The organism is Rhizobacter sp. Root1238, from assembly GCF_001425825.1.
Lineage (GTDB): Bacteria > Pseudomonadota > Gammaproteobacteria > Burkholderiales > Burkholderiaceae_C > Rhizobacter.
Genome location: NZ_LMDM01000009.1, coordinates 147,804 through 164,463, shown reverse-complemented (window position 1 = coordinate 164,463; position 16,660 = coordinate 147,804). Strand labels below are relative to the sequence as shown.

Annotated in this window: 15 protein-coding genes; 8 read left to right on the top strand and 7 right to left on the bottom strand. The window is 70.2% G+C overall.

What is annotated here, in order from left to right; all coding sequences use genetic code 11:
- The first annotated feature begins 82 nt into the window (after positions 1-82).
- On the top strand, positions 83-1,258 hold the full coding sequence (locus ASC98_RS09110) for an MFS transporter (protein ID WP_082541563.1): 1,176 nt from the start codon (positions 83-85) through the stop codon (positions 1,256-1,258).
- 3 nt (positions 1,259-1,261) lie between these two features.
- Here the strand turns inward: ASC98_RS09110 and ASC98_RS09105 are convergent, their stop codons facing one another.
- A complete protein-coding gene (locus ASC98_RS09105) occupies positions 1,262-1,885 on the bottom strand; it encodes a TIGR02281 family clan AA aspartic protease (RefSeq protein WP_235581214.1) in 624 nt (207 codons plus the stop codon).
- 30 nt (positions 1,886-1,915) lie between these two features.
- The gene (locus tag ASC98_RS09100) at positions 1,916-2,404 is read right to left on the bottom strand and encodes a YajQ family cyclic di-GMP-binding protein (protein ID WP_047590248.1); all 489 of its coding nucleotides are present in this window, start codon (positions 2,402-2,404) and stop codon (positions 1,916-1,918) included.
- 39 nt (positions 2,405-2,443) lie between these two features.
- Here ASC98_RS09100 and murB point away from each other — a divergent pair, with 39 nt between their 5' ends.
- Positions 2,444-3,460 (top strand): UDP-N-acetylmuramate dehydrogenase, encoded by a 1,017-nt coding sequence (murB, locus tag ASC98_RS09095; protein ID WP_056816326.1) that lies wholly within the window; start codon positions 2,444-2,446, stop codon positions 3,458-3,460.
- A 17-nt stretch (positions 3,461-3,477) separates the two neighbouring features.
- Here murB and ASC98_RS09090 read toward each other — a convergent pair whose 3' ends face one another.
- From ASC98_RS09090 to ASC98_RS09080, 3 genes are all read right to left on the bottom strand, one after another.
- Positions 3,478-4,560 (bottom strand): hypothetical protein, encoded by a 1,083-nt coding sequence (locus ASC98_RS09090; RefSeq protein WP_157597648.1) that lies wholly within the window; start codon positions 4,558-4,560, stop codon positions 3,478-3,480.
- Positions 4,561-4,633: 73 nt separating this feature from the next.
- Positions 4,634-7,360 (bottom strand): LuxR C-terminal-related transcriptional regulator, encoded by a 2,727-nt coding sequence (locus tag ASC98_RS09085; RefSeq protein ID WP_056816319.1) that lies wholly within the window; start codon positions 7,358-7,360, stop codon positions 4,634-4,636.
- A gap of 31 nt (positions 7,361-7,391) precedes the next feature.
- Positions 7,392-8,915 (bottom strand): fumarate hydratase, encoded by a 1,524-nt coding sequence (locus tag ASC98_RS09080; RefSeq protein WP_056816316.1) that lies wholly within the window; start codon positions 8,913-8,915, stop codon positions 7,392-7,394.
- Positions 8,916-9,008: 93 nt separating this feature from the next.
- On the opposite strand from ASC98_RS09080, the gene nhaA reads away from it, so the two are divergent.
- Entirely contained in the window at positions 9,009-10,187 is a 1,179-nt protein-coding gene (nhaA, locus tag ASC98_RS09075) for a Na+/H+ antiporter NhaA (protein ID WP_056816313.1), read from the top strand.
- Here the strand turns inward: nhaA and ASC98_RS09070 are convergent.
- Positions 10,181-10,783 carry a YqhA family protein gene (locus ASC98_RS09070; protein ID WP_056816310.1) on the bottom strand — a complete coding sequence of 201 codons (603 nt, stop codon included), beginning with the start codon at positions 10,781-10,783 and terminating at the stop codon, positions 10,181-10,183. The genes nhaA and ASC98_RS09070 overlap by 7 nt on opposite strands.
- A 154-nt stretch (positions 10,784-10,937) precedes the next feature.
- Here ASC98_RS09070 and acs point away from each other — a divergent pair, with 154 nt between their 5' ends.
- Complete coding sequence (gene acs, locus ASC98_RS09065; protein WP_056816306.1) at positions 10,938-12,908, top strand: acetate--CoA ligase; 1,971 nt, start codon at positions 10,938-10,940, stop codon at positions 12,906-12,908.
- 117 nt (positions 12,909-13,025) lie between these two features.
- Here the strand turns inward: acs and ASC98_RS09060 are convergent, their stop codons facing one another.
- Positions 13,026-13,334 carry a c-type cytochrome gene (locus ASC98_RS09060; RefSeq protein WP_056816303.1) on the bottom strand — a complete coding sequence of 103 codons (309 nt, stop codon included), beginning with the start codon at positions 13,332-13,334 and terminating at the stop codon, positions 13,026-13,028.
- Positions 13,335-13,459: 125 nt separating this feature from the next.
- Here ASC98_RS09060 and ASC98_RS09055 point away from each other — a divergent pair, with 125 nt between their 5' ends.
- The 4 genes from ASC98_RS09055 to ASC98_RS09040 all read left to right on the top strand — a co-directional run bounded on the left by ASC98_RS09055 (position 13,460) and on the right by ASC98_RS09040 (position 16,657).
- Positions 13,460-13,717 (top strand): TIGR04438 family Trp-rich protein, encoded by a 258-nt coding sequence (locus tag ASC98_RS09055; protein WP_056816300.1) that lies wholly within the window; start codon positions 13,460-13,462, stop codon positions 13,715-13,717.
- 6 nt (positions 13,718-13,723) lie between these two features.
- A complete protein-coding gene (czcI, locus tag ASC98_RS09050) occupies positions 13,724-14,116 on the top strand; it encodes a cation efflux protein, CzcI family (protein ID WP_056816296.1) in 393 nt (130 codons plus the stop codon).
- A gap of 80 nt (positions 14,117-14,196) precedes the next feature.
- On the top strand, positions 14,197-15,420 hold the full coding sequence (locus tag ASC98_RS09045) for a TolC family protein (RefSeq protein WP_056816293.1): 1,224 nt from the start codon (positions 14,197-14,199) through the stop codon (positions 15,418-15,420).
- 22 nt (positions 15,421-15,442) lie between these two features.
- Entirely contained in the window at positions 15,443-16,657 is a 1,215-nt protein-coding gene (locus tag ASC98_RS09040; protein ID WP_056816290.1) for an efflux RND transporter periplasmic adaptor subunit, read from the top strand.
- Positions 16,658-16,660 lie beyond the last annotated feature (3 nt).

The window sequence follows — 16,660 nt, the reverse complement described above, 5'->3', positions numbered from 1 at the left end:
TCTCCTGTGCGCCGCGTTTTAGCACGGTCGTGCGCTGACGAACTGTCCCAGCAGCGACAACGGGCCTACCGATAATCCCGCGGTGACTTCTTCCTACCGATCCACCGTGGCCGCGCTGGCTGCCGGCCAGCTGGTGAGCTGGGCGGCGCTGCACTACGCATTCTCGTCGTTCGTGCTGCCGATGCAGCAGGCCTTGGGGTGGAGCAAACCCGTGTTGATGGGGGCCTTCACGCTCGGCCTGGCCGTGTGGGGTGCGAGCAGCTACGCGGCCGGTGCCGCGATCGACCGCGGACATGGGCGCGGCGTGATGACGCTCGGCGCGGTGTTCGCGGGGGTGGGTTTCCTGGTGTGGTCGCAGGTGGATCGACCGGCCACGCTGTATGCGGCGTGGGCCTTGCTCGGCGCCGCGATGGCGATGACGCTGTACGAGCCGGCCTTCAACGTGCTGACGAAGCGTTTTCCGGAGCGCTACCGCGACGGCATCACGTCGCTGACGCTGGTCGGCGGCTTCGCGAGCACGCTGTCGTTTCCGGCGGCGGCCTGGCTGGTGAACGCCTGCGGCTGGCGTGTCGCGCTGGCGGTGATCGGCGGCGTGCTGCTGCTGGGCGTGGCGCCGCTGCATGCGTGGGCGCTGCGCGGCAGCGATCCGCCGCACGCACCGCGCGGTGCGCACGACGAAGCCGACGATGCGACGCTGCACGAGGCGCTGCGCCACCGGGCCTTGTGGCTGCTGACGATCACCTTCACGCTGTACTCGTTCTCGGCGGCGGCGCTGTGGGCGCACGTGATGCCGATCTTCGCGGCCAAGGGGCGCAGCGAGGGGCAGGCGCTGGCGGTGCTGACCTGGATCGGCCCGGCCCAGGTGGCCGGCCGGCTGGTGTTCCTCGCGTTCGGGCGCCGCGTCACGCCGCGCGGGCTGGGGCTGGCGGTGCTGGGCGGGCTGCCGCTGTCGTTCGCGATCTTCGCGGTGGCCGATAACCTGGCCGCGCTGATCGCGTTCGCGGTGCTGTTCGGCATCGCCAACGGGCTGGTGACCATCGTGCGCGGCAACCTGGTGCCGGCGTACTTCGGCCGTGCGCACGTGGGGCGCATCGGCGGCGCGATGTCGGCGATCGCGCTGCTGTCGCGGGCGGCCGCGCCGCTGCTGACGGCCTGGCTGCTGCTGGTGCTGCCGGGCTACCGCGAGCTGCTGCTGATGCTGGCGGGGATGGGGGTGGTCGCGGTGGTCAGCTTTGCGCTGGCCCGGCCGCCGGCGTGAGGGCTACGGCTTCTTGTCGAGCGTCATCGTGTCGTTGTCGCGCCGCATCTGGAAGCGCGTCAGGAAGCTGTTGCCGAGCAGCACCTGGCTCATCGAGGCGGGCAGCACGACGGCGTCGACGTTGTAGACCTGCACGTCGCCGACGCGCACCGAACTCAGCGTGATGCGGTAGGCCGGCACCGAGCCGTTCGCGGTGCTGACCATGCCGCGCTGGCCGTCGAGGTACTTCAGGCCGATCGCGTCGGCTTCGGACTGCGCGATGGTCACGGTGGTGGCGCCGGTGTCGACGACGAACACCACCGCCTTCCCGTTGATCGAGCCCTGCGTGAAGAAGTGGCCACCCGGCCCGACCGGCAGCACGATGCGACTGCCGCCGCCTTCGACCGGCGCCGCGCCGAGGCTGACCTGCACGCCGCCGAGCCGCAGCTGCCGGCGCTCGCCGCCGATCTCGACGATCGCGTCGCCGCCCGCCATGCTGACCAGCTTGACCCCTTGCACCGTGCTGCCGACCGCCAACGTCCGCGGCGCGCCATTGATCATCAGCAGCGCCTTGTCGGCACCCAGCGTGCCGCTGAGCGAGACGGTTTGAGCCCACGCGCCAGGCGCGAACAGCAGGACGCTCGCCAAGGCGCGAAGCGCCTTCGGGGGGGTGCCCACCTAGTCTCTGAAATTGTCGAAGCTCAGCGGCGCGTCCGGCACGTCCTTGCGGATCAGTGCCATCGCCGCCTGCAGGTCATCGCGCTTGGCGCCGGTGACGCGCACCGTGTCGCCCTGGATCGCGGCCTGCACCTTCATCTTGCTTTGCTTGATCAGCGCCTGGATCTTCTTCGCGGTGTCGCTGTCGATGCCGTTCTTGACGGTGATCAACTGCTTGACCTTGTCGCCGCCGATCTTCTCGATCTTCGCGCTGCGGTCGAGGAAGCGGATGTCGACGCTGCGCTTGGTGAGCTTGGCCAGCAGGATGTCCATCACCTGGCCGATCTGGAAGTCGCTGTCGGCGTAGACCGTCAGTTCCTTCTCTTTCAATTCGACGCGGGCGGACGAGCCCTTGAAGTCGAAACGGGTGCCGATTTCCTTGGCAGTCTGGTCCACGGCATTGCGAACCTCGACGAGGTTGGGGTCGAGTACGGCATCGAAGCTGGGCATGGTCGTTCATTCCTCTTCCGGATCAGCGAAAATTCTCGCATGCAAATCGAGTCGGGCGTCAGCCTGAAACCCTACAACAGCTTCGGACTGCCGGCTGTCGCCCACACGTTGGTGCGCATCGCGGGCGATGCCGACGTGCGCCGCGTCGTCGACCATCCCCAGCTCGGCCGTGCCCCGAAGTTCGTGCTCGGCGGCGGCAGCAACATCGTGCTGACGCGCGACATGCCCCAGGTGGTGCTGAAAGTCGAGGTCAAGGGCCGCTCGCTGGTGCGCGAGACCGACAGCGCCTGGATCGTCGAGGCCGGCGCCGGCGAGAACTGGCACGAGTTCGTCGCGTGGACGCTGGCCCAGGGCTGGCCGGGCCTCGAGAACATGGCGCTGATCCCCGGCACGGTGGGCGCGTCGCCGGTGCAGAACATCGGCGCCTATGGCATCGAGCTGAAAGACCGCTTCGAATCGCTGGATGCCGTCGACCTGGTGACCGGCCGCAGCGTCACGCTCGCCAGCGGCATCTGCGCGTTCGGCTACCGCGACAGCGTCTTCAAGCATTCGCTGGCCGGCCGCAGCGTGATCACGCGGGTGCGCTTTCGGCTGCCCAAGCCGTGGCAGCCAGTGCTCGGCTACCTCGAACTCGAACGCAAGATGCACGAGACCGGCATCGGCGCGCCGAGCCCGCAGCAGGTGTTCGACTGGGTCTGCGCGATCCGCCGCGCCAAGCTGCCGGATCCGGCGGTGGTCGGCAACGCCGGCAGCTTCTTCAAGAACCCGGTCGTGACGCCCGAGCAGTGCCGCGACATCATCGGCCGCGATCCGGAGATCGTGCACTATCCGATGCCCGACGGCAGCGTGAAGCTGGCGGCCGGCTGGATGATCGACGCCTGCGGCTGGAAGGGCAAGAGCATCGGCCGAGCCGGCGTCTACGAGAAGCAGGCGCTGGTCATCGTGAACCGCGGCGGCGCGATCGGCTCCGAGGTGGTGACGCTGGCACGCGCGATCCAGGAGAGCGTGTACGGGCGCTTCGGGATCCGGCTCGAGCCGGAGCCGGTGGTGGTGTGAGCCGATCGATGCGCCGGTCACATCTGCGACAGGCCGCTGAACACCCCCTGCAATCCGTGGCGCTGCTGGAAGGCCTGTCGCGCGAGCGCCTGGTTGCGCTGCAGCGCCGCCGTCAGCCGCCCGAATGCTTCGTTTGTCAGCTCCGTGTCGCCAAGGTGAAGTTGGAGCAATGAGGTGTTTGTCTCGACGGCCCCGATCAGCGCATCGGCCAGTGCCTGGTTGAAGGCCGCGTTGGCAAACGACAGCGACCTCAGTTTGCAGTCCGGATGCTGCAATGCATCCACCACCAGCTTGCGCAGCTGTGTGCAGCCCTGAAGATTTCCGCGCAACTCCAGCGATGACAGGCACGGGCTCTCCTGGCTCGCTTCCATCAGCCATCCCAGCAGCTCGTCGCACCAAGGCAGGGTCAGACAGGCGGCGTTCGCCATCAGGTGTGTCGACAGCGAACTGCACAACCGGCGCTTCCATTCGCCGGCGTCGAGGTCGGCCGGCGCGGCGGTCACGATGATTTCCAGTTCAGCCAATGGCCTGGCGCGCGCCGTGGGATGCGAGAACAGCCGCACCAATGCGCCGGCTTCCGGTGGCGCGTTCTCGTCCACGTGCAGCTTGAGAGAATTCAGGCCGATGTTGTCTCCCAGCGCCTGGGCGAGCTCGGCGGCCTGCTCGGGGTCCGACGGGATCGGCAGCTCGATGCCGGTGATCTCCGGGCAACCGGGCAGGACGCCGATGAAGAAGGGGCGCTCTTCTGCAGCGATGTCCTCGAACTCGAGGTCAATGCCCTGGCCGCGGTAGCGGCTCACGCCCGGAGGCTGCGCCTGCGCATTGAAGGCTTTGGCCCCCATCAGGAACAGGTCGTCGAGCCCGTGATCGGCACACCAGTGGAGGACGAGCTGGGCATCGGCAGCACCGGCACGCGTCGCGGGGTCGGGCATGACCCCTTGGGCCTGGAACGTTTGCACGCATGGGTCTTCGTGCGACGTGTCGATGTGGGCCATTCCTTCGAGCAAGCGCTGCAACCCGACCTGGCCCGCCGGGTCGCCTGCGAAGGGAGGAACGGCGCCGCGGCGCGGTGGGGCGCCGGGAGAGAGGGAGCGTTTCATGAGGTCACCGTGATGGTCGTCGGAGGGATACCGGCCTGAGTGACCGGCCGGTGCGTCGCGGTTCCATCGCGGATCAATCGGCGCGGAATGCCTCCGTCGGCGTCGATTGCGCGTCGCGCCAGCGCGCCGCCGCCTGGCCGCGCGTGTCGGCGCCGAGCTTGTCGAGGATGTTCGCGACATGCCGCTTCACCGTGTGCGGGCTCAGCTCGAACGCGCGCGCGATCAGCTTGTTGCTGTCGCCGGCGGCCATGCGGGCCAGCACCTCGCGTTCTCGCGCGCTCAGCCCCGCGAGCGGGTCCGCGGTCGGCCCCGTGGACCGCGTATCCAGCGCGAGGGCCGGCGCGACGACCGGCGCGCCATCCGCCCGCAGCGGCCGGTGTCCGCGCAACTGCTCGGCGCGGTCCAGCCAGTTCGCGAGCGCCGCCTGCGCGCCGGCGCCGAGCGCCAGTCCGCCATGCGCCAGCACCGCGAGCACGCGCGGTCCGGCCAGCAAGGCCGAGCCGATCCAGCCATCGTTCGCGCAGCGCAGGGCGGCCGCCTCGACCAGCGGCACCGCATCGCGCGCCCGGCCCAGCCGCACCAGCGCCGCGGCCAGCCGCAGCCGGCCTTCGGTCAGCAGCCCGTACCACTCGAGCGCTTCCGGCGTCTGCAGCGCCGCCTGCCAGCACTCGACCACCTGCGGCCAGTGTTCCGCCAGCTCGGCCGCGAAGGCCGGCAGCGCCAGCTCGCGGGCGCGCTGCGCGATGCGGCTCGAGACCAGCAGATCGGGCGCGCCCAGCGTGGCGACCAGCGCACGCGCGCGCTCGCCGTCGTCGGCGATCATCGCCAGCCGCAGCACCTGGAACTGCATGGCGCGGCGCAGCTTGTCGCGGCGTGCGCTCGGCGGCTCCTGCTCGGGGTCGGCCAGCAGGTGGGCGGCGGCCTCGCGCATCGCGTCGATGTCGCCACGCAGCGCATGCAGCATGCCGCGTGCCAGCGCCAGCATCGTGCGCACATTGCGCGGGCCGCCGAGCCAGCGCGACTCCTCGTCGGCGCGCTGCAGCCGTTCGGCCGCGCGCACCGCATCGCCGTGCCACAGCGCGATCAGCCCGTACAGCAGCCAGGTGATCGCGCTCATCGCGGTCGGGTGCTCGGGCGCCAGGCGCAACGCGCGCTCGACGAACAGCGTCAGCGCGGGGGCCGCGCCGGGCAGCGCCACGTCGCGCGGGTTGGGCGTCGCCTGGTACCACAGGCCGATGTCGGTGCAATCGGCCAGCAACTCGTTGCGCCGCGCCAGGTAGCCGGCCGACGGCCCGACCGGCCCGTAGTCGCCGGCATGCCACAGGCTGGCGGTCAGCGTCGTGATCTCGGCGTCGCGCGGCAGCGCCTGCCCGCGCAGGTCGGCGAGCAGCGCGGCCGCCTCGTCGCGCCGGTCGAGCTGGCACAGGCTCAGCGCGACGCAGGCCTTGGCAAGCTGCGCCTGCGCTGCGTGGCCCTGTTGCTCGGCCAGCCGCAGTGCCTGCTGGAAATGCCCGGCCATCGCGACGAAATCCCAGTGCGCCCACGCGGCCAGCCCTTGCAGCAGCATCAGCGTCGACGAGCGCTCGCGCCATGCGGGCGGAAACTGCGCCAGCAGCCGCTGCGTCTGCGTCAGCAGGCCGTCGCTGAGCCAGCCGCGCGCGACGGCGTTCAGTGCCGCCTCGGCCGCGGCCCAGTCGCCGGCCCGCTGCAGGTAGGCGATGCGGCGCGCGTCGTCCGGCTCGGTGTCGGCGGCGCGGTGCAGCAGGCCGGTCAGCGCGTCGGGCGACTCCTGGCGCAGCCGGTCCTCGAGGAAATCGCGGAACAGGTCGTGCAGGCGCAGCGTCAGCTGCGGCCCGTCGAGCACGGTGACGAACAGGCCGCGGCGCTCGATGTCGTCGAGCCAGTCGGCGGCCTGCGGGTCGCCGGTCAGCGCGGCGCAGCGGCCGGCCTCCAGCTCGGCCAGCACCGAGGTCTGCAGCAGGAAGCGGCGCAGGCCGTCCGGCATGTCGGCCAGCACCTCGCTCGCCAGGTAGTCGAACAGGTGGCGCTGGCTGAGCGCCGCCGGCGCACGGGCACCAGCGAGCGTCGCGGCATCGAGGCTCAGGCGGATGCCGGCCGGCCAGCCCTGCAGCCGCCCGATCAGCGGCTCGACGAGCGCCGCGCCGGCGCCGCGCTGCGCGGCGAGCGATCGGACCTCGTCGTCGGCGAAGCCCAGCTCGGCCTGGCGCAGCTCCAGCAACTCGCCCTGCGCGCGCAACCGGGCCAGCGACAGCGGCGGATCGGTGCGGCTCGCGAGCAGCACGGTCCATGGCGCGGGCAGGTGCTCCAGCAGCAGGTCGAGCAGCTCGAAGATGCGCGCATCGGCGATGCGGTGCGCATCGTCCAGCACGATCAGCCCGTGCCGCAGGTCGGCACCGCCCAGCGCGCTCAGCAGTTCGTCGGCGATGCGGCGCAGCCCGCGCGGCTGCTGGCCGAGCGTCGCGAGCGCCTGTGGCGAGATGCGCCACGGCAGGTCGTGCGGCTCCAGTGCGGCCACCAGGCAGGCGACGAAGCGGGCGAGGTCGTCGTCATCGTCGGCGGCGATCCAGGCGATCGCGCCGCCGGGCCGTTGTTCGAGCGACGCCAGCAGCTGGCCCAGCAGCGCCGTCTTGCCGAAACCGGCCGGCGCGCACAGCAGCATCAGCCGGGCCTGGCCGATGGCGGCTGCCAGTTGCCGTTCGAGCTGGGGGCGCGCCAGGTGCTCGCTGCGCGGGCGCGGCGGCTGGAGCTTGGTCAGCGCGAAGGGCAGGGCTTCCGGCATGCGGCGAGTCCCGGATTGGATCCGGGCCGCGTCAGGCCACGGCCACCGGGATTTTTCCGATCTTCGCCTGCCATTCCTTCGGCCCGGTCTGGTGCACCGAGGTGCCTTCGGAATCGACCGCCACCGTCACCGGCATGTCGTTGATCTCGAACTCGTAGATGGCTTCCATGCCCAGGTCGGCGAAACCGACGACCTCGGCCTTGCGGATCGCCTTCGACACCAGGTAGGCCGCGCCGCCGACCGCCATCAGGTAGGCCGACTTGTGCTTCCGGATCGCGTCGATGCCGGCCGGGCCGCGCTCGGCCTTGCCGATCATGCCGATCAGCCCGGTCTCTGCGAGCATCATCTCGGTGAACTTGTCCATGCGCGTCGCGGTGGTCGGGCCGGCCGGGCCCATCACCTCGTCGCGCACCGGATCGACCGGGCCGACGTAGTAGATGACGCGGTTCGTGAAGTCGACCGGCAGCTTCTCGCCCTTGGCGAGCATGTCCTGGATGCGCTTGTGCGCGGCATCGCGGCCGGTCAGCATCTTGCCGTTCAGCAGCAGCGTCTCGCCCGGCTTCCAGCTCGCCACCTCTTCGCGCGTCAGCGTGTCGAGGTCGACGCGGCGGCTCTTGTTGTAGTCGGGCGCCCATTTCACGTCGGGCCACAGGTCGAGGCTGGGCGCTTCGAGGAAGGCCGGGCCCGACCCGTCGAGCACGAAGTGCGCATGGCGGGTGGCGGCGCAGTTCGGGATCATCGCGACCGGCTTGCTGGCCGCATGCGTCGGGTAGGTGGCGATCTTCACGTCGAGCACGGTGGTCAGGCCGCCCAGGCCCTGCGCGCCGATGCCGAGCGCATTGATCTTGTCGCACAGCTCGATGCGCAGCTCCTCGAGCTTGTTCTGCGGGCCGCGCGCCTTCAGCTCGTACATGTCGATGTCCTGCATCAGCGACTCCTTCGCGAGCAGCATCGCCTTCTCGGCGGTGCCGCCGATGCCGATGCCCAGCATGCCCGGCGGGCACCAGCCGGCGCCCATCGTCGGCACCGTCTTCAGCACCCAGTCGACCAGGCTGTCGCTCGGGTTCATCATCACGAACTTGCTCTTGTTCTCGCTGCCGCCGCCCTTGGCCGCGATCTGGATGTCGACCGTGTTGCCCGGCACCACGCTCATGTGGATCACCGCCGGCGTGTTGTCCCTGGTGTTCTTGCGCTCGAAGTGCGGGTCGGCCACGATGCTCGCGCGCAGCTTGTTTTCGGGGTCGAGGTAGCCGCGGCGCACGCCTTCGTTGACCGCCTCCTCGACGCCCGACGGGAAGCCCTCGAAGCGCACGTCCATGCCGATCTTCATGAAGACGTTGACGATGCCGGTGTCCTGGCAGATCGGGCGGCGCCCTTCGGCGCACATCTTCGAATTGGTCAGGATCTGCGCGATCGCGTCCTTCGCGGCCGGCCCCTGCTCGGATTCGTACGCCCGCGCGAGGTGCGCGATGTAGTCGGCCGGGTGGTAGTAGCTGATGTATTGCAATGCGGCGGCGACGCTGTCAACCAGGTCGGTGTAGCGGATCGAGGTCATGTGGCTATCCCGGAAAGTGGGCGGAACTACGGAACAATCCCCGGCGGACGGGCTTGGCTTGAAGCGGCGAATTTTACTGATAGGGGAGAACTCATGCTGAACAGCGTCCGGCGCTTCATCGCATCCGAGTCGGCCGGCGGCGTCGTGCTGGCGCTGGCAGCCGCGATCGCGCTGGTCGTCAGCAACTCGCCGTGGCACGACGCCTACCAGCGTTTCGTCGGCCTGCCCGGCGAGCTGCGCATCGGCGGCGACCTGCTGGTGCTGGCCAAGCCGCTGCTGCTGTGGGTCAACGACCTGTGGATGGCGGTGTTCTTCTTCCTGGTCGGGCTCGAGATCAAGCGCGAGCTGCTGGCCGGCGAGCTGGCCTCGGCGCGCCAGGCGCTGCTGCCGGCGGGGGCTGCGGTCGGCGGCATGGCGGTGCCGGCGCTGATCTACGCGCTGATCAACCTGCGCGATCCGGTCGCGCTGCACGGCTGGGCCATTCCGGCGGCCACCGACATCGCGTTCGCGCTCGGCATCCTGATGCTGCTGGGCTCGCGGGTGCCGGCGTCGCTGAAGGTGTTCCTGACGGCAGTGGCCATCATCGACGACCTGGGCGCCATCGTTGTCATCGCGTTCTTCTACACCGCCGACGTGTCGCTCACGATGCTGGGCGCCGCGCTGGCGGGCGGGGTGGTGCTGTTCCTGATGAACCGCAGCCGGGTCATGAGCGTCGCGCCGTACGTCGTCGTCGGGCTGGTGATCTGGGTGTGCGTGCTGAAGTCGGGCGTGCATGCGACGCTGGCCGGCGTGGCGACGGCGCTGGCGATCCCGTTGCGCGGTGCCGGCGACGACGGCCATTCGCCGCTCGAAGCCACCGAGCACGCGCTGCACCCGTGGGTGGCGTTCGCGGTGCTTCCTATGTTCGCGTTCGCGAATGCCGGCGTGTCGCTGCAGGGCGTCAGCTTCGCGACGCTCGCGCAGACGGTGCCGCTGGGCATTGCCGCCGGTCTGGTGCTCGGCAAGGCGATCGGGGTGTTCGGCGCGTCGTGGCTGCTGATCCGCCTGGCCGGCGCCGAACTGCCGGCGGGTGCCAGCACGCGGCAGTTCTTCGGCGTCTGCGTGCTGTGCGGCGTCGGCTTCACGATGAGCCTGTTCATCGGCGCGCTGGCCTTCGAAGGCCGCGGTGGCGACTACGAGACCCAGGTCAAGCTCGGCGTGCTGTGCGGCTCGCTGGTCGCCGGCGTCATCGGCACGCTGCTGTTGCTGGGCGGGTCGCGCCAGGCTCAGTGATCGGCGGGGCCTCTGGGCAGCAGCCGGTCCGTCATCGCGATCGCCATCGCCGACAGCAGGAACGCGCAGTGGATCACCGTCTGCGCGATCAGCACTCGGTCGCTCAGCGCGTCGGCGTTGATGAAGGTCTTCAGCAGGTGGATCGACGAGATGCCGATGATCGCGGTCGCGAGCTTGACCTTCAGCACCGACGCGTTGACGTGGCTCAGCCATTCGGGCTGGTCGGGGTGGCCTTCGAGGTTCATGCGCGACACGAAGGTCTCGTAGCCGCCGACGATCACCATGATCAGCAGGTTGGAGATCATCACCACGTCGATCAGTCCGAGCACCACCAGCATGATCGTCGTCTCGGTCAGCTTGGTGCCCTGGGCCGCCTCGCCGCTGACGCCGACCGCGCTGAACACCGCCTGCAGCGCCGTCTGGCTGCCGAAGGCCGCTTCGACCAGGTGCACCAGCTCGACCCAGAAGTGGAACACGTAGACCGCCTGCGCGACGATCAGCCCGAGGTACAGCGGCAACTGCAGCCAACGGCTCATGAAGATGAGGTTGGGCAACGCGCGCAGCTTGCGGTCGCCGCGATCGGGAATCTGGGCCATGGGGAGTGCAGGGATAGTCCGGTTGCCGGGAATTCTAGTTGGCCCACCATCGGTGAAGACCCCGGGCGCCTTCGTCAGTCGTTCGTAAGAGCAGCTGTCTATGGTGCGAGCAGAATTTGCAAACCGCTGCGCAAACCGCTGAAGGAGACAAGCAATGAGTTCGAGCGAGCACAAGGTCTACCCCCCGCCCGCGGCACTGGCCAAGGCCGCCCATGTGTCCGGCATGGCCGCCTACGACAAGCTGTGCGCCGAGGCCGAGGCCGACTACGAAGGCTACTGGGCCCGTCTCGCGCGCGAGATGGTGAGCTGGAAGACGCCGTTCACGAAGACGCTCGACAGCAGCCAGGCGCCGTTCTTCAAGTGGTTCGAGGACGGCACGCTGAACGTCTCGTACAACTGCCTGGACAAGCAGGTCGAGGCCGGCCTCGGCGACAAGACCGCGATCGTCTTCGAGGCCGATGACGGCCAGGTGACGCGCGTCAGCTACCGCGACCTGCTGGCAAAGACCTGCCGCATGGCCAACGCACTGAAGTCGCAGGGCGTCGGGAAGGGCGACCGCGTCGTCATCTACATGTCGATGTCGGTCGAGGGCGTGGTCGCGATGCAGGCCTGCGCGCGCATCGGCGCGACCCATTCGGTGGTGTTCGGCGGTTTCTCGGCGCAGAGCCTGCGCGATCGCATCGAAGACGCCGGCGCGGTGATGGTGATCACCGCCGACGAGCAGCTGCGCGGCGGCAAGCAGCTGCCGCTGAAGGCGATCGTCGACGACGCGATCGCGCTCGGCGGCTGCGACAGCATCAAGAGCGTGATCGTCTACCAGCGCACCGGCGGCAAGATCGCGTTCGATGCGTCGCGCGACCGCTGGATGCACGAGCTGACGGCCGCGCAGCCGGCCACCTGCGAGCCCGAATGGGTCGGCGCCGAACACCCGCTGTTCCTGCTGTACACCTCGGGTTCCACCGGCAAGCCGAAGGGCGTGCAGCATTCGACCGGCGGCTACCTGCTGCACGCGGCGCTGACGACGAAGTGGACCTTCGACCTGAAGCCCGACGACATCTTCTGGTGCACCGCCGACATCGGCTGGGTGACCGGCCACACCTACATCGCCTACGGGCCGCTGGCGCTCGGCGGCACCGAGGTCGTGTTCGAGGGCGTGCCGACCTATCCCGATGCCGGCCGCTTCTGGCGGATGATCCAGGACCACAAGGTCTCGATCTTCTACACCGCACCGACCGCGATCCGCTCGCTGATCAAGGCGGCCGAGAGCAATGCCGCGGTGCACCCGCGCAACTACGACCTCGCGTCGCTGCGCATCCTCGGCTCGGTCGGCGAGCCGATCAACCCGGCCGCGTGGGAGTGGTACCACGAGCACATCGGCGGCGGCCGCTGCCCGATCGTCGACACCTTCTGGCAGACCGAGACCGGCGGCCACATGATCACGCCGCTGCCGGGCGCGACGCCGCTGGTGCCGGGCTCCTGCACGCTGCCGTTCCCCGGCATCATCGCGGCCGTCGTCGACGAGACCGGCAAGGACGTGCCGAACGGGCAGGGCGGCATCCTGGTCGTCAAGAAGCCGTGGCCGGCGATGATCCGCACCATCTACGGCGACCCGGAGCGCTTCAAGAAGAGCTACTACCCGGCCGATTTCCAGGGCCGCTACTACCTGGCCGGCGACGGCGCGATCCGCGACGAGAAGACCGGTTACTTCACGATCACCGGCCGCATCGACGACGTGCTGAACGTCAGCGGGCACCGGATGGGCACGATGGAGATCGAATCGGCGCTGGTCGGCTGCACCGACCTGGTCGCCGAAGCCGCGGTGGTCGGCCGCCCGGACGACACGACCGGCGAGGCGATCTGCGCGTTCGTCGTGCTGAAGCGCCCGCGCCCGACCGGCGACGAGGCCAAGGCGATCGCGAAACAGCTGCGCGACTGGGTCGGCAAGGAGATCGGCCCGATCGCGAAGCCGAAGGACATCCGCTTCGGCGACAACCTGCCGAAGACGCGCTCCGGCAAGATCATGCGGCGCTTGCTGCGCTCGGTGGCCAAGGGCGAGGCGGTGACGCAGGACACCAGCACGCTGGAGAACCCGGCGATCCTGGAGCAGCTGGGGCAGGCCTATTGAAATGACGAAGGCCCCGCAGGGGGGCCTTCTATATCCAGCGCACGCCGCGGAACCGGCTTTGCCGGGCCACTGGCGGCGCCCCCTTGAGGGGGAGGCGCGAAGCGCCTCGGGGGTGGGTCACTTCAAGCCGAGGATCCAGGTCACCAGTTGCTTGGCTTCGGCATCCGACACCTGCGTGTTCGCCGGCATCGGCACCGCGCCCCAGACACCGGCACCGCCCTTGATGACCTTTTGCGACAGCTTGTCGACGGCGTCCTTCTGGCCGGCGTACTTCGCGGCGACGTCCTTGTAGGCCGGGCCGACCAGCTTCTTGTCGACGGCGTGGCAGGCCATGCAGTTCTTCTTCTGCGCCAGCTCCGGGTTGGCGAAAGCCGGTGCGGCCGCCAGGGCGGAGAGGGCAACGATCAGCGAAAGCAGCGACTTCATGATTTCCTTCCGAAGGGGTGGGGAGCCATCCATTACATTTGGATCACTGGACAACTCAACGAATTCTACGTGGCGCGGTTGACCGTGCCTTGCCGTAGGACAAGCCGGAAGGCCGAGGGAAGATCATGTATTTCGTCGTTTTGGGCGTCTTGCTGCTGGTGATGAAAATGGCCGAGGTCGGGCCGGCCGCCGAATGGGGCTGGCTCGCGATCCTGTGGCCGTTCGCCGCGGCCATCGCCTGGTGGATCTTTGCGGACACTACCGGCTACACCAAGCGCAAGGAGATCGAGAAGATGGACGAGCGCGTGGCCAAGCGGCGCAAGGAAAGCCTCGAGAAGCTCGGCATGGACCATCGCGGCCGCCGCAAGAAGCGCAAGGTCTGACCGTCGATGCGCCGCTGGCTGCTCCTGTTCTTCGCCGTGCTGCTGCCGCTGCAGCTGGCGTGGGGGGCTGCCTCTGCGTATTGTCAACACGAGAGTGGTCAACACGAGGGCGCCGCGCCCGGCGGCAGCGTCCAGGCCCGCCACATCGGCCACCACCTGCACGAGCATCAAGACGAGCGCGGGCAGGCGTCCGGCGGCTCGCTGGCCGTCGACACCGACTGCGCCACCTGCCATGCCGCCTGCAGCCCGGCCCTCGGCCCCGGCACGCTGCAAGGCTCGCCGGCCCTGCAATCCGCCAGCGCCGCCGGGCTGTCGTCCGACGCGGCGTTCAGCTCCGCGCTCGCCCGGGCGCCCGACCGCCCCCAGTGGCCCCGTCTCGCCGTCCGGCGAGACGCGTGAACTGACTCCATTCCCCCCGCTTCCGGTCGCGGAGGCGCTCGCGTTTCGCCGAATCCTCAGGTCCCAACCGATGAGATTCGATGCGAAGAATGTTGATGCCGCTGGTGCTCGCGGCGATGTGGTCGAGCCCGCTTCCTGTCCAGGCCCAGCCTGCGACTCCCTTTCTTGAACTCAGCCTCGACGGCGCCGTCGAACGGGCCGTGTCGCGCAGCCCCGTGCTGCTGGCGGCGCAGCGCGATGCCGACGCCGCCGAAGCGGCGCTGCAGCAAGCCGGCGCACGCGCCAATCCGACGCTGAACGCCGCCGTCGAAGACACCCGGCGCGCGTCGCGCAGCACGACGGCCACGCTCGAATGGCCGATCGAGCTCGGCGGCAAGCGCGCGGCGCGGATCGCGGTGGCCGAACGCTCGCGCGAGCTGGCGCAGGCGGTCTCGGCCGACACCCGCTCGCGGCTGCGCGCCGAAGTCGCCCGCGAGTTCTTCGGCGTGCTGGTGGCGCAGGAACGGCTGGCGCTGAGTGCGGATTCGGTCCGGCTCGCTGCCGCGGCCGCCGATGCCGCCGCCCGGCGCGTGGCCGCCGGCAAGGTGGCGCCGATCGATGAAGCCCGTGCGCGCGTCGACGAGGCGAATGCGCAGCTCGAAGCCGCCGAGGCCGACGTCGCGCTGGCCCAGGCGCGCCGGTCGCTGGCCACGCTGTGGGGCGACGCCGAGCCGGACTTCGCCCGCGTGCAGGGCGACACCGACGCGCTGCCCTCGCGCCCGCCGTTCGGCGAGCTGCTGGCCGGGTTGGACGCCTCGCCCGGCCTGCAGGCGCACCGCCTCGAGCTCGACCGGCAGCGCGCGCTGGTCGACCTGGCGCGCAGCCGCGCGGTGCCCGACCTGGGCGTCAGCGTGGGCGCCAAGCGCGACAACGAGCTCGGGCGCACGCTGGCCATCGTCGGCGTCTCGCTGCCCTTGCCGCTGTTCGACCGCCAGCAGGGCGGCGTGCTCGAAGCGGCGCGCCGTGCCGACAAGGCCGAGGCCGAGCAGCAGCAGGCCCGCCTGCAGGCGCTGGCGGCGTTGCAGCAGGCCTGCGGGCAGCTGGCGCTGGCGACCACCACGGTGCGCCGGCTGAAGGACACGGTGCTGCCGGCCGCGCGCCAGGCCCACGACGCCGCGACGCGCGGTTTCGAGGCTGGCAAGTTCGGCTTCCTCGACGTGCTCGACGCGCAGCGTTCGCTGCTGCAGGCCCGCGAGCGCCATCTGTCGGCGCTGTCCAGCGCCCACCAGGCCGCCGCGGCGATCGATCGCCTGCTTGGCCGCTGACCCCCAACCCTCGAGAATCACCATGGCAATCACACAACGACAAGGCATTGCGATCGCGGTCATCGTGCTGGCCGGGCTGCTGGGCGGCACGGCCGTGCTGCTGACCGAACGGCATCCCGGCGGCGAAGCGGCAGGCCACGAGGCACACGCCGACGAACACCGAAGCGAGCGTCCCGATGTGCTCGCCGGCGCAAGCGCCCACGACCAGCGCGAGGTCAGGATCGACGATGCGCAGCTGAAGGCGGCCGGCATCGCGGTGCAGGCCGCGGGCCCGGCCACGCTGCAGCACGGCACGCCTTTCCTCGGGGAGATCCGCTTCGACGACGACCGCACCGCGCACATCGTGCCCCGGCTCGCCGGCGTCGCGCAGGCCGTGCCGGCAAGCCTCGGGCAGGTGGTGCAGGCCGGGCAGGTGCTGGCGGTGATCGCGAGCACCGCGCTCTCCGAGCAGCGCAGCGAACTGCTGGGCGCACGCAAGCGGCAGGCCGCCGCGCGCGTGGCGCACGAGCGCGAGAAGACGCTGTGGGAACAGAAGGTCTCGGCCTTGCACGACCTCCAGCAGGCGCAGGCGGCGCTGCAGGAGGCCGACATCGCGGTGGAGAACGCGCAAGCGAAGCTGGCCGCCGTCGGCGCCCCGGCCACGGCCGACGGCCCGCTGAACCGCCTCGCGCTGCGGGCGCCGTTCGCCGGCACCGTGGTCGAGAAGCACCTGGCCGCCGGCGAGGCGGTCAAGGAAGACGCCAGCGTCTTCACCGTCTCCGACCTGCGCAGCGTCTGGGCCGAGTTCGCGGTCGCGCCAAAGGACCTCGCGACGCTGCGCGTCGGCCAGAAGGTGGTGGTGTCGTCGACCGCGTTCGAGCGCACCGCCGAAGGCCGCATCGCGTACATCGGTGCCTTGCTCGGCGAGCAGACCCGCAGCGCGCGCGCCCGCGTCGTGCTCGCCAACCCCGACGGCGCCTGGCGCCCCGGCCTGTTCGTGACCGTCGCGGCGCTGGGCGCGGCGCAGCAGGTGCCGGTGGCCGTGGCGGCCGATGCGCTGCAGGAGATCGACGGGCAGCCGACGCTCTTCGTCGTGGCCCCGGGCGGCTTCGTCGCGCGGCCGGTCCGGACCGGCCGCCGCGACGGCCGCTGGGTGGAGATCGTCGCCGGCCTGCAGCCCGGCGACCGCCATGCCGCGGGCAACACCTTCATCCTGAAATCGGAGCTCGGCAAGGCCGGCGCCGAGCACGCCCACTGAGGC

Coding starts and splice junctions, on each gene's coding strand:
- czcI (WP_056816296.1), top strand. CDS start 13,724: ATGCGCCGCTGGCTGCTCCTGTTCTTCGCCGTGCTGCTGCCGCTGCAG.
- ASC98_RS09090 (WP_157597648.1), bottom strand. CDS start 4,560: ATGAAACGCTCCCTCTCTCCCGGCGCCCCACCGCGCCGCGGCGCCGTT.
- acs (WP_056816306.1), top strand. CDS start 10,938: ATGAGTTCGAGCGAGCACAAGGTCTACCCCCCGCCCGCGGCACTGGCC.
- ASC98_RS09085 (WP_056816319.1), bottom strand. CDS start 7,360: ATGCCGGAAGCCCTGCCCTTCGCGCTGACCAAGCTCCAGCCGCCGCGC.
- ASC98_RS09100 (WP_047590248.1), bottom strand. CDS start 2,404: ATGCCCAGCTTCGATGCCGTACTCGACCCCAACCTCGTCGAGGTTCGC.
- ASC98_RS09045 (WP_056816293.1), top strand. CDS start 14,197: ATGCGAAGAATGTTGATGCCGCTGGTGCTCGCGGCGATGTGGTCGAGC.
- ASC98_RS09070 (WP_056816310.1), bottom strand. CDS start 10,783: ATGGCCCAGATTCCCGATCGCGGCGACCGCAAGCTGCGCGCGTTGCCC.
- ASC98_RS09060 (WP_056816303.1), bottom strand. CDS start 13,334: ATGAAGTCGCTGCTTTCGCTGATCGTTGCCCTCTCCGCCCTGGCGGCC.
- ASC98_RS09040 (WP_056816290.1), top strand. CDS start 15,443: ATGGCAATCACACAACGACAAGGCATTGCGATCGCGGTCATCGTGCTG.
- ASC98_RS09080 (WP_056816316.1), bottom strand. CDS start 8,915: ATGACCTCGATCCGCTACACCGACCTGGTTGACAGCGTCGCCGCCGCA.
- nhaA (WP_056816313.1), top strand. CDS start 9,009: ATGCTGAACAGCGTCCGGCGCTTCATCGCATCCGAGTCGGCCGGCGGC.
- ASC98_RS09055 (WP_056816300.1), top strand. CDS start 13,460: ATGTATTTCGTCGTTTTGGGCGTCTTGCTGCTGGTGATGAAAATGGCC.
- murB (WP_056816326.1), top strand. CDS start 2,444: ATGCAAATCGAGTCGGGCGTCAGCCTGAAACCCTACAACAGCTTCGGA.